General features: G+C 65.9%; 13 protein-coding genes. 12 read left to right on the top strand and 1 reads right to left on the bottom strand.

The genetic code is table 11. The features are described 5' to 3' along the window. Positions 1–29: 29 nt before the first annotated feature. The 4 genes from FBY21_RS00140 (at position 30) to FBY21_RS00155 (ending at position 4,179) form a co-directional block, all read left to right on the top strand. A complete protein-coding gene (locus tag FBY21_RS00140; RefSeq protein WP_044408590.1) occupies positions 30–461 on the top strand; it encodes a nuclear transport factor 2 family protein in 432 nt (143 codons plus the stop codon). A gap of 210 nt (positions 462–671) precedes the next feature. Beyond that, positions 672–2,042 carry a chromosome partitioning protein ParA gene (locus FBY21_RS00145; protein WP_074968440.1) on the top strand — a complete coding sequence of 457 codons (1,371 nt, stop codon included), beginning with the start codon at positions 672–674 and terminating at the stop codon, positions 2,040–2,042. Positions 2,043–2,104: 62 nt separating this feature from the next. Beyond that, on the top strand, positions 2,105–3,079 hold the full coding sequence (locus FBY21_RS00150) for a 1-aminocyclopropane-1-carboxylate deaminase/D-cysteine desulfhydrase (protein ID WP_301308550.1): 975 nt from the start codon (positions 2,105–2,107) through the stop codon (positions 3,077–3,079). After that, positions 3,076–4,179: a cyclic nucleotide-binding domain-containing protein gene (locus tag FBY21_RS00155; RefSeq protein ID WP_142007883.1), complete on the top strand. Its 1,104-nt coding sequence runs from the start codon at positions 3,076–3,078 to the stop codon at positions 4,177–4,179. The genes FBY21_RS00150 and FBY21_RS00155 overlap by 4 nt, the downstream gene beginning before the upstream one ends. An 18-nt stretch (positions 4,180–4,197) precedes the next feature. Here the strand turns inward: FBY21_RS00155 and FBY21_RS00160 are convergent, their stop codons facing one another. After that, positions 4,198–5,136 (bottom strand): DUF1853 family protein, encoded by a 939-nt coding sequence (locus FBY21_RS00160; RefSeq protein WP_142007884.1) that lies wholly within the window; start codon positions 5,134–5,136, stop codon positions 4,198–4,200. 96 nt (positions 5,137–5,232) lie between these two features. Here FBY21_RS00160 and FBY21_RS00165 point away from each other — a divergent pair, with 96 nt between their 5' ends. The 8 genes from FBY21_RS00165 to FBY21_RS00200 all read left to right on the top strand — a co-directional run bounded on the left by FBY21_RS00165 (position 5,233) and on the right by FBY21_RS00200 (position 15,800). Next, on the top strand, positions 5,233–6,123 hold the full coding sequence (locus tag FBY21_RS00165; protein ID WP_044408577.1) for an NAD(+) kinase: 891 nt from the start codon (positions 5,233–5,235) through the stop codon (positions 6,121–6,123). Next, a complete protein-coding gene (locus FBY21_RS00170) occupies positions 6,123–7,097 on the top strand; it encodes a metallophosphoesterase (RefSeq protein WP_044408574.1) in 975 nt (324 codons plus the stop codon). Before FBY21_RS00165 ends, FBY21_RS00170 begins: the two co-directional genes overlap by 1 nt. After that, positions 7,094–7,957, top strand: a complete 864-nt coding sequence (locus FBY21_RS00175) for a rhomboid family intramembrane serine protease (protein ID WP_142007885.1) — start codon at positions 7,094–7,096, stop codon at positions 7,955–7,957. Before FBY21_RS00170 ends, FBY21_RS00175 begins: the two co-directional genes overlap by 4 nt. Before the next feature lie 90 nt (positions 7,958–8,047). Further along, positions 8,048–8,308 (top strand): YeaC family protein, encoded by a 261-nt coding sequence (locus FBY21_RS00180; RefSeq protein WP_044408569.1) that lies wholly within the window; start codon positions 8,048–8,050, stop codon positions 8,306–8,308. Positions 8,309–8,322: 14 nt separating this feature from the next. Beyond that, entirely contained in the window at positions 8,323–9,159 is an 837-nt protein-coding gene (locus FBY21_RS00185; RefSeq protein ID WP_142016177.1) for a DUF2797 domain-containing protein, read from the top strand. Between the two features lie 70 nt (positions 9,160–9,229). Further along, a complete protein-coding gene (gene pepN / locus FBY21_RS00190; protein WP_142007886.1) occupies positions 9,230–11,890 on the top strand; it encodes an aminopeptidase N in 2,661 nt (886 codons plus the stop codon). 513 nt (positions 11,891–12,403) lie between these two features. Then, on the top strand, positions 12,404–14,371 hold the full coding sequence (locus FBY21_RS00195) for a DUF1302 domain-containing protein (RefSeq protein ID WP_074968426.1): 1,968 nt from the start codon (positions 12,404–12,406) through the stop codon (positions 14,369–14,371). A gap of 61 nt (positions 14,372–14,432) precedes the next feature. Beyond that, on the top strand, positions 14,433–15,800 hold the full coding sequence (locus FBY21_RS00200; protein ID WP_142007887.1) for a DUF1329 domain-containing protein: 1,368 nt from the start codon (positions 14,433–14,435) through the stop codon (positions 15,798–15,800). Positions 15,801–15,854 lie beyond the last annotated feature (54 nt).

Genomic DNA, 15,854 nt, shown 5'->3' on the forward strand with positions numbered 1-15,854 from the left:
TACAGGCTCATAAGAACAAGGAGAAGCCGATGTCCCTCGACGCCCGACTCAACCCTGCCGCGGCCGCCAGCCTGCAGCGCTGGCACCAGTTCATCGCCAGCCAGGACCTCAGCCGCCTGCCCGAGCTGCTGCACCCCGAGGCGGTGTTCCGTTCGCCCATGGCCCACACGCCCTACCCGGGCGCCCAGGCGGTCAATCTCATCCTCAATACCGTGCTGCAGGTGTTCCAGGACTTCGCCTACCACCGCGAACTGGCCAGTGACGATGGCCTCAACGTGGTGCTGGAGTTCAGTGCGCGGGTGGGCGGGCGCGACCTCAAGGGCATCGACATGATCCGCTTCGACGAGCAGGGGCTGATCCGCGAATTCGAGGTGATGGTGCGCCCGATGAGCGGCCTGGCGGCCCTCGGCGAGGAGATGGGGCGGCGCCTGGCACCCTATCTCGCCGCCATGAAAGGCTGAAACTCTCCAACCCCATCACAAAACGGCCGTGCACTTCGTCCGCCTCCCGCCAGGGGCCGGGCGAGTGCCAACCCAGTCACATTGCCCGCCTCGGCTTTTACCCTAGACTCCGACAATCAGCCGGTGCGCCTGTCATAAAGGCCCCGTTTTACCGACAAGGAAGTCGCCCGTCCCCTCCGGGACTCACCGCGTTGGCCAGAGGTAAACCCGATGAGCATGCAGAACAAGCCGCAGATGGTTGAGGCCGTGCTGTTCTTCAATGAACGGGGCATCTGCAAGGAAATGCTCTTCCCCGAATTCGAAGCGATGCTCGACGGCGTGGTGAACATGCCCGAGTTCGCCGACCAGCAGATGCGCCTGGTCTACGTCCTGATCAACCCGCGCCTGATGGTCCGCTCGCTGGTCTTCTTCTACCTCGACTTCGACGAGAAGGGGCAGGCTGACACCGGCTGGAACATGCCCCTGCGCCACCTGGCCGAACGCGCCGGGCGCGGCCCCGACCTGGGCGCCGGCCCCATCCGCCTCGCCTGCCGCAGCCAGTGCCCGGTCTCCTGGCACCAGATGCACATGTGGGACCCGAACCTCGCTCCCGGCCAGAACGACCTGGCCCTGGTGCGCGACACCGTGCGCCGCAATGCCCTGGGCCTGATGGTGGAGGAGGACGCGCCCCAGGTGGTCGAGCCCCAGCGCCTGCAGATGGCGCCGGAGGACAAGTGGTACGCACCGCCGGATGCCGCCGCCGAAATGGCCGAGAAGCTGGCGCAGCAGCTGGAGCAGGAACACCGCCTGAAGACGGCCCAACTGATCAAGCAGCAGCGCCTGCGCATCGCCAGCCTCGGCCAGCAGAACGAAGAGGCCCTGGCCAAGTACCGCCTGGCCGCCGAAGAGAAAGCGCGCGAGCTGCAGCAGACCATCGACTCCCTGCAGCTGGAACTGCGCCAGCAGCAGGACATGAACGCCGACCTCAAGCGCCAGCTGCAGGTCCAGGCCGAGGGCTTCCAGAAATCCCGCGAGGAGATGAGCCAGCAACTGCGCGCCTTGGAGCGCCATGGGCGCACTGAGGTGGACATCCTCCGTTCCCAGTTCGAGGGCGAACTGCAGGCCAAGGTGGCCGCCGCCGTCATGGACTACAAGGAGCAGCTGGCCATCCGTGACGTCGAGCTGGCCTACCGCAACGAGCTGGACACCCAGCTGCAGCAGGAGATCGACCGCCTCAAGCAGGAGCGCGAGCAACTGGTGAACCAGGGCGGTGACCAGATCCTCGAGCGCCTGGCCCGCCTGGGTGTGGTGTTCGTGGTCTACCACCCGGGCGCCGGCCACCTGACCATCCCGCTGCAGGACATCGCCCGCTACCAGGACAACCCCTACGCCTACGCGGCGGCCAAGTGCTTCGTCTCCGAGGCGCAGTACCGCCAGTGGCTGGCCCACTACCAGCAGCCCACCTGCGAGGCGACCCTGCCGGGCGGCGAGCGCTGCGGCATGCCCATCGACCGGGTGGATACGCCCAGCCGCTTCGTGGCCGGGGACTCCAACTGCTGCGCCCGCCACAAGGCCACTGCTCGCCTGCGCACGGTGGGCTGATCGCCATGGTGCGGCGCTTGCCGTAAGCTCCGCGCCTTTTCCGAGCGAGCCCATCCGTGCCATTGCCGCCTCCCGACTGGAATCCGCAAGCCCTTCTCGAACCCTTGTGCCTGGGGTGGCTGGAGCGTGCGGGCGTCGAGGTGGCGATGCTGCGCCTCGACCGCATCGACCCGCTGGTGAGCGGCAACAAATGGTTCAAGCTGGCCCCCCATCTTCAACGGGCGGCTGCCAAGGGTTTCGCCGGGGTGATGACCCTGGGCGGGGCCCATTCCAACCACCTGCATGCGGTGGCCGCCGCCGGCCAGCGCTTCGGCTTCGACACCGTGGGCCTGCTGCGTGGCGACCCCCAGGACACCCCGACCGTCGCGGACCTGCGCCGCTTCGGCATGACCCTGCACTGGCTGGGCTATGGCGGCTATCGGGCCCGCCACGCGCCGGGCTTCTGGGATGACTGGCAGGCCCGCTACCCCGCGTTGATGCCGGTGCCCGAGGGCGGTGGCGGAGTGTCGGGTGCCCTCGGCTGCGCGCCGCTGGTGGCGATGATCCAACGGCAACTGCCGGTGCTGGGCTGGGCCGACTACGACGCGCTGTGGACCGCTGCCGGCACCGGTACCACCCTGGCGGGGCTGGTGCTCGGCGAGGCTGGCCGCCATCCGGTGGTGGGTGCCCTGGCGGTGCCGGCGGACCACGGCGTGGCGGAGCAGGTCCGCGCGCTGCTGGTTGAAACCGGCGCGGTCGATGCCGGCTACCGCCTGCTGGACGCCAGCCGAGGCGGTTTCGGCCGGGTCGACGCCGAGCTGGCCTGCGCCATGCTCGCCTGGGAGGCGGAGGGCGGCATCGAGCTGGACCCGCTCTACACCGTCAAGGCATTGCTGGCGTTGCGCCAGCAGATCGAGGCCGGTTACCTTGCTGCCGGCAGTCGGATCGTCCTGCTGCACACCGGTGGGCTGCAGGGGCGCCGCGCCCTTTCAACGCGCCTGCACCACCTGGCTGGCTACACTTCCACCTCAGCCGATGCCCTGGAAATCAACCGATGACCGAACCGCTCAATCCGGATCAGCTGCGCAGCCTGACACCGCTCAATGCGCTTTCCGAGCAGCAGTGGCGGGAGCTGCGTGGGCAACTGGTGCCCCAGCCCCTGCTGGCGGGCCAGGTGCTGTTCCGGCGCGGCGACCAGGCCCGGCTGACCTATTACCTGCTGGCCGGCGAGCTGCTGCTGCGGGACGCCTCGGGGGCGGAAATCCGCCTGGTGGCCAGCAGCGAAGCCAGCTGCCACCCGCTCTCGCCCAGCCTGCCGCGCCTGCAGGAGGCGGTGGCGCTCACCGAGGTCAGCGTGCTGGCCATCGACAGCGCCACCCTCGCGCGCCTCATCACCTGGCGTTCCGCCTACCAGGACCTGTTGCTGCAGATGGATAGCGACGACGTCGAATGGCTGGAGCGCCTGCTGGAGAACCCGCTGTTCAGCAAGGTGCCGCCGGCCAACGTCCAGCAGATGGTCGGGCGGCTGCAGCGCATCGAACTGCCGGCGGGCAGCGAGGTGCTGCGCGAAGGCGAGGCGGGGGATTGCTGCTACTTCCTCCGCGAGGGCCGTGCGGAGGTGATCCGTGGGGCCGGCAGCGATCATCAGGTGCTGGCGGAGCTGGAGGTAGGGGCCTGCTTCGGTGAGGAGGCGCTGCTGTCCGACCGGCCGCGCAACGCCAGCGTCACCCTGCTGGAGGACGGCGTGGTGATGCGCCTGGACCGCCAGGATTTCTTCGCCCTCCTGCGTGCCCCCGTGGTGGACGAGGTGTCCCTCGGTGAGGCGTCGCGGCTGCTGGCGGCAGGCGGCCAATGGCTGGATGTGCGCCTGCAGGACGAATACGAGCGGGCCCATGCCCCCGAAGCGCTGAACATGCCGCTGCACCTGTTGCGGCTGAAGACGCGCCTGCTCGATCCGGCGCGGGACTACCTCTGCTATTGCGACAGCGGCAAGCGCAGCGCCAGTGCGGTGTTCCTGCTGTCCCAGCTGGGGTTCCGCGCCTATGCGCTGCGCGATGGCCTGGATGCGCTGCCGGCGGTGCAACGCGATGCGCTGTTGTGCGAAAGCGGTGCCGGTTACCTGGCCCGTTCCGGTGGGCGCACCGAGCGCAGCCGCTGACCGGTCGCTGCGGCGGGCTCAGCCCGTCGCGGGCCAGGCGTCGTTCACCACCAACCCCCGTTCCACTTCCCGCCAGTGGGTGCCTTCCGGCGCCAGCCTTGCCAGCATCCAGGCCGGCCCGCCGGGTGGCTGCGCGGCCAGCCACTCCATCACCTGCGTCCGTGGCCAGGCCTGCTCGGCCGGCACCTGCGCGTGGCCCAGCCAGTCCGGGCGGGGCAGGGGGTACCAGCGGGCGTCGGGGTGCTGGTCGATGAGGGCCTGGCAGTGGCGGCGATGCAGCCACAGGCCCCGGTTGTGGCCGGGGTTGGCGATGGTCGGCGCTTCGCACCCTCCCGGCCAGGGATAGAACAGGTAGCCGCCCAGCCAGGCCGATGCCTGGGCCGGCCAGGCGCCGACGCTCTCCAGGGCGGAGCGGCTGACGGCGAGGCTGGAAAGGGGCAGCTGACGCTCGCGCAGGTGGGCGAGCTTGAGGTCGAGGCGGTCGCTGACATCGGTGCCACACCAGTGCTCCGCGTCATGCCCGCCACCCGCCTGGGGGCCGAGGTAGAGCTTGATGGCCAGCTCCACATGGTGGATGCCGTGGTCGTCCTGCAGCAACAGGTCCATTTCCCCCAGCGTCTTGCCTTGCTGGCGCACCGGCAGGTTGCTGGCCAGCAGGCGCACGCCCGGTGCCTGCGCCAGGGCGTACTGCCAAAGCCGCTCGAAGCGAAGCCCCAGGCGGCTGGAGGCCAGGCCGGCGAGCCATGCCTCCAGCGGTTGCGGTGCCTGCTCCTGGCTCTGCAGCCAGGCTTCCAGCCGGTGGGGCGCGGCGGCCCACTCGGAGGCACTCAGCGGGTGCCGCTGGGCCAGCCCCGGACGCGCCAGCAACGGTGGGGCGAGCAGTGCCCAGGCGAGGTCGCGCACGGCAGGGTGATGCAGGTTACGGGGCAGGTCGGCGAGGGTGGGGAAGGGCGTCATGCACGCAGCATAGCCGAGCAGCGGTTTGCCGCTGCTACGGGCTTTCGCCCATAATCGCCGGCATTTCCTCCCGTCGTAGAGCCTTGCTGGAGCCCCATGGAGCAATTCCGCAATATCGGCATCATCGGACGCCTGGGGAGCCCCCACGTGCTCGATACCATCCGCCGCCTGAAGCGATTCCTGCTGGATCGCCACCTCCACGTGATCCTCGAGGACACCATTGCCGAAGTGCTGCCCGGGCACGGCCTGCAGACGTCGTCGCGGAAGATCCTCGGCGAGGTCTGCGACCTGGTGATCGTGGTCGGCGGTGACGGCAGCATGCTCGGCGCCGCCCGTGCGCTGGCCCGCCACAACATCCCGGTGCTGGGCATCAACCGTGGCAGCCTGGGCTTCCTCACCGACATCAAGCCCGATGAGCTGGAGGTGAAGGTGGCCGAGGTGCTGGACGGCCACTACAGCGTCGAGACGCGCTTCCTGCTGGAGGCCGAGGTGCGCCGCCAGCACGGCGAGGCCATCGGCCAGGGCGACGCGCTGAACGACGTGGTGCTGCACCCGGGCAAGTCGACCCGGATGATCGAGTTCGAGCTGCATATCGACGGCCAGTTCGTCTGCACCCAGAAGGCCGACGGCCTGATCATCGCCACGCCCACCGGCTCCACGGCCTACGCGCTGTCCGCCGGGGGGCCGATCATGCACCCGAAGCTCGACGCCATCGTCGTGGTGCCCATGTACCCGCACACCCTGTCCAGCCGGCCCATCGTGGTGGACAGCACCAGCGAGCTGAAGATCGTGGTCTCGCCCAACCTGCAGATCTACCCGCTGGTGTCCTGCGATGGCCAGAACCACTTCACTTGCGCCCCCGGCGACACCATCACGGTGCGCAAGAAGCCGCAGAAGCTGCGCCTGATCCACCCGCTGGACCACAACTACTACGAGGTGTGCCGCACCAAGCTCGGCTGGGGAAGCCGCCTGGGTGGTGGCGACTGATGGAACTGGACGCCGGGCGTGGCTACGACCTGATCGGCGACATCCACGGGTGTGCGCACACCCTGGAGCGCCTGCTGGATCGGCTGGGCTATCGCAAGCAGGGCGATGTCTGGCGCCACCCGTGGCGCATGGCCCTGTTCCTCGGTGACCTCATCGACCGTGGGCCGCGCATCCGCGAGGCGCTGCACCTGGTCCACGCCATGGTCGAGGCGGGCCAGGCCCGCTGCATCATGGGCAACCATGAGTACAACGCCCTTGGCTGGGTGACGCCGGCACCGGCCGGCAGTGGCCGGACCTTCGTCCACGACCACACGCCGCGCCACACCCGCCTGTTGAAGGAGACCCTCGAACAGTTCGAGGGCCACCCCGGCGACTGGCATGACTTCCTCCGCTGGTTCCAGGACCTGCCGCTGTTCATCGACGGCGGTCGCTTCCGCCTGGTGCATGCCTGCTGGGACCACGACCTGATCGAGGCGGTGCGCCGCGACTACCCGGACGGGCGGATCGACGCCGCCTTCATCCAGGCCTCGGCCGAGCGCGGCGGCTTCGCCGAGCGGGTGTTCAAGCGCCTGCTGCGGGGAACCGACCTGCCGCTGCCCGGCGGCATGACCCTGACCGGCAGCGACGGCTTCACCCGCTCGGTGTTCCGCACCAAGTTCTGGGAGGACAACCCGCGTACCTACGGCGACGTGGTCTTCCAGCCCGATGCGCTGCCGGAAGACGTGGCGCGGCAGCCGCTCTCCGACGCCCACCGCTCGGCGCTGCTCAGCTACGGCGTCAACGAGCCGCTGCTGTTCGTCGGGCACTACTGGCGCCGCGGACGCCCGGCGCCGTTGCGCCCCAACCTGGCCTGCCTGGACTACAGCGCCGTGATGTACGGCAAGCTGGTGGCCTACCGGCTGGACGATGAATTGCGCCTGGACCCCGCGAAGTTCGTTTGGGTCGAGGTGGAGCGCCCGGAGGAGCCCCGATGACGGTGGTGGCCGCGATGCGTCTGCCGGCCTCGGTGGACTTAAGTGGATTCGTCAGCCTGCTGCGACGCCTGGAGGTGCCGCACCGGGTCAGCGAGGAACGCGAGGAGCAGGTGCTCTGGGTGCCCGGCGAGGACTGGGCGGAGCAGGTGCGTGGCCTGTATGCGCGCTTCCCCCAGGGTGATCCGCAGTTCGTGCTGGAACACGCGCCGACCGAGCCGGTACGCGAGTCCTGGGGTGCGCGGCTCAAGGCTACGCCCTTCACCGTGGCCCTGCTGTTGGTGACCCTGGTCTGTGCCGGTGTGACGGCGCTGGGTGACAACCTCCAGGCCGTCAGCTGGCTGACCTTCCTCGACTTCCGTGTGGAAGGCGACTACGTGCTCTTCACCCCGCTGGCCGACAGCCTGCAAGCCGGCCAGTGGTGGCGCCTGGTGACGCCCATGCTGGTGCACTTCGGCATCCTGCACCTGGCCATGAACGGCATGTGGGTGTGGGAGCTGGGGCGGCGCATCGAATACCGCCAGGGCGGCTGGATGCTGCTGGGGCTCACCTTGCTGCTGAGCCTGATGTCCAACCTGGTGCAGTACGAGGTGAGCGGGCCGAGTTTGTTCGGTGGCCTGTCGGGTGTGCTTTATGGCCTGCTCGGCCACTGCTGGCTGTTCCAGCGCCTGGCGCCGTGCCCGGCCTACCGGCTGCCGCCGGGGGTGATGGTGATGATGCTGGTGTGGCTGGTGGTGTGCCTGTCTGGCGTGGTCAGCCTGCTGGGCTTCGGCGCCATCGCCAACGGTGCCCATGTGGGCGGCCTGCTGGCGGGCTGCGCCACCGGCCTGATCGGTGGCCTGCTGGCCCGTCTGCGCCGCTAGGTCGGGGCGCGGGCGGCCTCGCCTGGCGCCCGCTGCGACCTGCTAGAATGCCGCTCCTTGTTCCCCCGAACGAATGCAGCGAGTCATGCCATGTCCTCTTTCGCCCAACTGATCAGCAACATCACCGAGGATGTCTACCAGAGCCTCAAGCTCGCCGTGGAAATCGGCAAGTGGGCCGATGGTCGCAAACTCACCGAGGAGCAGAAGGAGCTGAGCCTGCAGGCCATCATCGCCTGGGAGGCCAAGAACCTGCCGGAAGACCAGCGCACCGGGTACATGGGCCCGCAGGTCTGCAGCTCCAAGTCCGAGCCCGTGCCGAACATCCTCTTCAAATCCGACTCCATCCACTGATGGGGGCTGAAACCATGCTGGAGCTGGGGCGCGGTGCGCTGAGCAAGATGTCGGCGCAACTGGGTGACCCGGTGGTGCAGTACGCCTTCCGCCTGGGCGATGAGCAGGTGTCGGTGAACCCCCTGCTGGGCAAGCGCATCCGCCTGGAATACCTCGGCGGCATCCATTGCAGCCATTGCGGGCGAAAGACCAGCAAGAGCTTCAGCCAGGGCTACTGCTACCCCTGCTTCACCTCGCTGGCCCAGTGCGACACCTGCATCATGAGCCCGGAACGCTGCCACTACGACGCCGGTACCTGCCGCGAGCCGAGCTGGGGCGAGTCGTTCTGCATGACCGACCACATCGTCTACCTGGCCAACTCCTCGGGCATCAAGGTCGGCATCACCCGCGCCAGCCAGGTGCCCACCCGCTGGATCGACCAGGGCGCCCGCCAGGCGCTGCCCATCCTGCGGGTCGCCACGCGCCAGCAGTCCGGCCTGGTGGAGGACCTGCTGCGAACACAGGTGGCGGACCGCACCAACTGGCGCGCACTGCTCAAGGGCGAGGCCGAGGCACTCGACCTGCTCGCGGTGCGCGAGGCGCTGTTCGATGCCTGTGGCGAGGGCATCCAGGCCCTGCAGTCGCGTTTCGGCCTCCAGGCCATCCAGCCGCTCGATGACGTCGAGCCGCTGGAAATCCGTTACCCCGTCGAGGCTTACCCGACCAAGGTGGTGAGCCTCGACCTGGACAAGACACCGGTGGTGGAAGGGACCCTGCGCGGCATCAAGGGGCAGTACCTGATCCTCGACACCGGCGTCATCAACATCCGCAAGTTCACGTCCTACCAGGTCGCGGCCAGCTGCGAAGGCTGAGCCACTGGCAGGCAGCAATCCAACCATGCGCAGGCGGGCCACGAGCCCGCGCTGAACCGGAGAGGCAAGCATGCGAACCGAGCAACCGAACGTCATCCACCTCAAGGACTACCAGGCACCGGACTACCTGATCGACGAGACCGCCCTGACCTTCGAGCTGCACGAGGACCACACCCTGGTCCATGCCCAACTGGTGATGCGCCGCAACCCCGAGCGTGCCGATGGCACCCTGCCGGCGCTGGTGCTGGACGGCCAGCAACTGGAGCTGCTGTCGCTGTCCATGGATGACCGCGAGCTGGGCGCCGCCGACTACCAGCTGACCGACTGCCACCTGACCCTGCAGCCGGTTGCCGAGCAGTTCACCCTGGACAGCACCGTGCGCATCCACCCGGAAAGCAACACCGCACTGGAAGGCCTGTACAAGTCCGGGAAGATGTTCTGCACCCAGTGCGAGGCAGAAGGTTTCCGCAAGATCACCTACTACCTCGACCGCCCCGATGTGATGAGCCGCTTCACCACCACAGTGAGTGCCGAGCAGCATCGCTACCCGGTGCTGCTGTCCAACGGCAACCCGGTAGCCAGCGGGGCCGGGGAGGGCGGGCGCCACTGGGCGACCTGGGAGGACCCGTTCAAGAAGCCGGCCTACCTGTTCGCCCTGGTGGCGGGCGACCTGTGGTGCGTGGAAGACGTGTTCACCACCATGAGCCAGCGCAACGTGACCCTGCGCATCTATGTCGAGCCGGAAAACATCGACAAGGTGCAGCACGCCATGGACAGCCTGAAGAAGTCCATGCGCTGGGACGAGGAGGTCTACGGCCGTGAATACGACCTGGACATCTTCATGATCGTCGCGGTCAACGACTTCAACATGGGCGCCATGGAGAACAAGGGGCTCAACATCTTCAACTCCAGCTGCGTGCTGGCCCGTGCCGAAACCGCCACCGACGCCGCCCACCAGCGCGTCGAGGCGGTGGTGGCCCACGAGTACTTCCACAACTGGTCGGGTAACCGCGTGACCTGTCGCGACTGGTTCCAGCTGTCGCTGAAGGAAGGCTTCACCGTGTTCCGCGATGCGGAATTCTCCGCCGACATGAATTCGCGCACGGTCAAGCGCATCGAGGACGTGGCCTTCCTGCGTACCAACCAGTTCGCCGAGGATGCCGGCCCCATGGCTCACCCGGTGCGCCCGGATTCGTTCATCGAGATCTCCAACTTCTACACCCTGACCGTCTACGAGAAGGGCTCGGAAGTGGTGCGCATGATCCACACCCTGCTGGGCGCCGAGGGCTTCCGCAAGGGCACCGACCTGTACTTCGAGCGCCATGACGGCCAGGCCGTGACCTGTGACGATTTCGTCAAGGCCATGGAGGACGCCAACGGCGTCGACCTGACCCAGTTCAAGCGCTGGTACAGCCAGGCCGGCACCCCGCGCCTGGTGGTCGAGGACGCCTACGATGCCGCTGCCAGGACCTACAGCCTGACCTTCCGCCAGAGCTGCCCGGCCACCCCCGGCCAGACCGAAAAGCTGCCCTTCGTCATCCCCGTCGAGCTGGGGCTGCTGGACGCCGCCGGCAACGACCTGCCGTTGCGCCTGGCAGGCGAGGCGAAGGCCGAGGGGGGCAACCGGGTGATCGCCGTCACCGAGGCCGAGCAGACCTTCACTTTCGTCGATGTGGCGGAAAAGCCGTTGCCGTCCCTGCTCCGCGGTTTTTCCGCACCGGTGAAGCTGAGCTTCCCGTACAGCCGCGATCAGCTGATGTTCCTCATGCAACACGACAGCGACGGCTTCAACCGCTGGGATGCCGGCCAGCAGCTTTCCGTGCAGGTGCTGCAGGAGCTGATCGGGCAGCACCAGCGTGGCGAACAACTGGCACTGGACAGCCGCCTGCTGGATGCCTTCCGCACCTTGCTGGAGGATGAGTCGCTGGACCAGGCGATGGTGGCCGAGATGCTGTCGCTGCCCAGCGAGGCCTACCTGACCGAGATCAGCGAGGTGGCGGATGTGGACGCGATCCACGCGGCCCGCGAGTTCGCCCGTCGTTCGATCAGTGATGCCCTGTTCCCGCAGCTGCTGGCGCGTTACCAGGCCAATCGCGCCCTCTCGCGCGAGACGCCCTATGTCGCCTCCGCTGAGCACTTTGCCCGTCGCACCCTGCAGAACATCGCGCTGTCCTACCTGATGCTCAGTGGCAAGGCCGAGGTTCTCCAGGCCTGCCTGGAGCAGTTCGAGGCGTGCGACAACATGACCGAACGCCTGACGGCGCTCTCGGTGCTGGTCAACTCCAGCTTCGAGGACGAGAAGGCCAAGGCGCTGGCGAGCTTCGCCGATTACTTCAAGGACAATCCGCTGGTAATGGACCAGTGGTTCAGCGTCCAGGCCGGCTGCACCCTGCCGGGCGGGCTGGAGCGGGTGCAGGCGCTGATGGCCCACCCGGCCTTCACCCTGAAGAACCCCAACAAGGTGCGTGCGTTGATCGGGGCGTTCGCCAACCAGAACCTGGTGAACTTCCACCGGGCCGATGGTGCGGGTTATCGCTTCCTTGCCGACCACGTCATCACGCTCAACGCGCTCAACCCGCAGATCGCCTCGCGCCAGCTGGCGCCGCTGACCCGCTGGCGCAAGTACGATGCGGCCCGGCAGTCCCTGATGCGTGCAGAGCTGGAGCGCATCCTCGCCTCTGGCGAGCTGTCCAGCGACGTCTTCGAGGTGGTCAGCAAGAGCCTCGCCTGATCCGAGGAGGGCTTGCCCCTCCGTGTCGGATTCCTCCCTATGGAAAGTGTTACTGGCAAACTGCCGGTAACACTTTTTTGTTACCCATGGGAATAATCCGTCCCCTGCTTAGGCGTAAAAAGCGTGAAGGGCGTCGTCTTTTCCTTGACCGTACGGGGAAGGTGTGAATCGGCAATCGCTCAAGGTGTGGTTTTGAGTGACAAATCGAGCCAGCTTGTAGGACAAAATCGGCCGATTTTTCCGATTTGATCAGTGGATGATCAGTCACACGTTTGAATGATAGTTGCCCGGGTGATCAAGTCGGGTTTTCGACTTCAGTCGTACGGATTTGGCACCTTGGTTGCACGTGCGCAATCCGATCCAGGTTCGTCCGACCGGCAGTTGATAGCTGGAACGTGCGGGCCAGACGCGTTGGGGCCTCGAAGTGCCAACGCCGGAGCCGCCCCAGGTGGCCGAAACAGCTCCCATGACGGGAGCCATAACAAATGATCTGTCCACGGAGTAGACACCTCGATGGAACTCAAGTCCCGCAAGCCCCAATTGCGTTTCGCACCGGCCAAGGCCGGTTTCGCCCTCGCCGGCCTCCTGCCCCTGATGTGCGCCGTCCAGGCCCAGGCGGTTGAATTCAGCTTCGCCGACGACGAGATCAGCGGCTCCATCGACACCACCGTCTCCTACGGCCAACTGTGGCGCGTCCAGGGCCAGGACAAGACCAACAACGACATCAACACCAACGACGGCAACCGTAACTTCGACACCGGCCTGGTTTCCGAGGTGTACAAGATCACGTCCGACCTGGAGGCGACCTACAAGAACTACGGCGTGTTCGTCCGTGGCACCGCTTTCTATGACACCCAGATCATGGACAAGCGCAACGACTACCTGGACAACAACAGCCCGCGCCAGCCGAGCCAAAACTACCCGAACGACAGCAGCTTCACCCGCGAGACCCGCCACAAGGCCGGTCGCGATGCGCAGATCCTCGACGCCTACGTCTACGGCAACTGGGACGTGGCCGACATGCCGCTGACCGCGCGCTTCGGCAAGCAGGTGTTCAACTGGGGTGAGGGCATCTTCTATCGCGGTGGCATCAACACCACCAACCCGCTCAACGCCGCCCAGTTCCGCCTGCCGGGTTCCGAACTGAAGGAAGTGCTGGTCCCGGTTGAGGCGCTGAGCTTCAACATCGGTCTGACCGACAACCTGTCGATGGAAGCCTTCTACCAGTTCAACTGGAAAGAAAGCGCGATTGACCCTGCGGGCACCTACTTCTCTGAGACCGATCTGTTCGCGGATGGTGGTAATACTGCTTATAACCAGAGTGGTTCGTTGGCTGGACTCATGACCCCGAACCCTTTGCTTGGCGGCAACTCGCTCTATGGTCTGCTGGCCTCCAACCCGTTGAGTGGTATTCGTGGCAGTGAGTTTGCCAACAGAGATGCCTTCAAAGTTGCCTCCATCGGTCCTGACATCAATGCCAAGAACGACGGTCAGTTCGGTGTTAACTTCAAGTACATCGCTGAGGAACTGAATTCAACGGAGTTTGGCGCCTACTTCATCAACTATCACTCCAAAGAGCCCTATATCTACGCGGACGTGAACAGCGCCTACCGCGGTATTACGGGGGCACAATACGCTGCCCTGCTTGGTAACCCGGCCGTAGGTGGAGCTGCCGCTGCTGCTGGTACATCTGCTCAGCAAATTGTTGGTGGTCTGCTGGCTGTGGATCTGGGCAACCAAATCCAGGCACGGCGCGAATATGTCGAAGATATCCGTGTATACGGTTTCAGCTTCAACACCACGATCAATGAAACTTCGGTGTTTGGTGAGATCGCCTACCGTCCGAACATGCCAATCGGCATTGCCGCTACCAACGACGCGCTCCAGCAGTTCCTCGGCCAAGCCACCCAGTTCTCGCTCGGTCGAGGCATTAATGTCGCTGGGCAGGATGTTCGCTTGGGCGGTCAACTGCATAACTACGAACGTGTTGAGTCCTTCAATACCTCGTGGGGTGCGATTCAGAACTTCGGCCCGTCGCTTGGCTTCGATTCGCTGGTCGGTATTGCAGAGTTGGCGTCTGAACACCTTCGTGGCAGCGACCTGAAGTACACCGATTACCAAGGCAATGTTCGTTACTATGCCGGCCGTGCCAACGGCGCCTACGCCAGCGGCTATGACCGTGACGACCAGATCAACAAGAACGCCTACGGCTACACCCTCGTTCTGTCTGGTACGTGGAACGACGTCTATGCCGGCGTTAACGTTTCCCCGTTCGTCGTCTACAAGGATGACTTCGAGGGCAACTCCCACCAGACCGGTAACTTCATCGAAGGCCGCAAGGCGTATACCGTTGGTGTGAAGGCGACCTACCTGAACAGCCTGGAAGGCGAGATCCAGTACACCGAGTTCTACGGCGCCGGTCAGAACAACGCAGCTCGCGACCGCGACAACATCGGCGTCAACGTCAAGTACTCCTTCTAACTAGAAAAGAACGCGGGGGCCTTCAAGGGCTCCCGCCGCTGAACCCTCACGGAGATTCAACATGCTGAAAAAGCTTTCGCTGATTGGCGCGGCAGTTGCGTTCGCACTGTCCGCCGGTAGCGCGCTGGCGGCAGTGTCCGCCCAGGAAGCCGCCAAGCTGGGCACCAGCCTGACCCCCTTCGGTGCCGAGAAGGCCGGTAACGCGGCTGGCACCATTCCCGAGTGGACCGGTGGCATCACCCAGGCCCCAGCCGGCTACAAGCCGGGTCAGCACCATGTCGATCCGTTCCCGGGCGACAAGCCGCTGTTCACCATCACCAAGGCCAATCTGGACCAGTACAAGGCCAACCTGACCCCCGGTCAGATCGCCCTGTTCAATGCTTACCCGGACACCTTCCAGATGCCGGTCTACCCGACCCGTCGCTCCGGCTCCGCGCCGCAGTGGGTCTATGACAACACCGTGAAGAACGCCACCACCGCCAAGCTGCTGGATGGCGGCAACGGCTTTGCCGATGCCTATGGCGGCATTCCGTTCCCGATCCCGCAGAACGGCGTCGAGGCCCTGTGGAACCACATCGTTCGCTACCGCGGTTCCTACATCGTGCGTCGCGCTTCCGAAGTGGCCGTGCAGCGCAATGGCGACTACTCCCTGGTGACCTCGCAGCAGGAAGCCCTGTTCAAGTACTACAACCCGAAGGGTTCGTACGCTGACCTGAACAACATCCTGTTCTACTACCTGTCCTTCACCAAGAGCCCGGCTCGCCTGGCGGGTGGCGCCGTGCTGGTGCACGAGACCCTGGACCAGGTGAAGGAGCCGCGTCAGGCCTGGGGCTACAACGCCGGTCAGCGCCGCGTTCGCCGCGCGCCGAACCTGGCCTACGACACGCCGATCGCTGCCGCCGACGGCCTGCGTACCGCCGACGACACCGACATGTTCAACGGTGCGCCGGATCGCTACGACTGGAAGCTGGTGGGCAAGAAGGAAATCTACATCCCGTACAACAACTACAAGGTCTCCAGCCCTGAGGTTAAGTACAAGGAGCTGCTGAAGCCCGGCCACCTGAACCCGGCCGTCACCCGTAACGAACTGCACCGCGTGTGGGTCGTGGAAGGCACCCTGAAGTCGGGCGCCCGCCACATCTACTCCAAGCGCACCCTGTTCCTCGACGAGGACAGCTGGCAAGCCGCCGTGGTCGACCAGTACGACGGTCGCGGTGAGCTGTGGCGTGTCTCGGTGGCCTACCTGAAGAACTACTACGACCTGCCGACCACCTGGTCCGCGCTGGACGTGTTCCATGATCTGCAGGCCCGCCGCTACCACGTGCAGAACCTCGACAACGAGGAGTCGAGCACCATCGACTTCACCCAGCCGGTCCCGGATGACGGTTACTTCAAGCCGTCTGCCCTGCGTCGTCGCGGTACTCGCTGATCGATTCGCAGGACAGAAAAAGGCCGCTACTCTGGTAGCGGCCTTTTTCATTCA

The sequence above is a fragment of the Pseudomonas sp. SLBN-26 genome, assembly GCF_006715895.1.
In the GTDB taxonomy this organism is placed as follows: domain Bacteria; phylum Pseudomonadota; class Gammaproteobacteria; order Pseudomonadales; family Pseudomonadaceae; genus Metapseudomonas; species Metapseudomonas otitidis.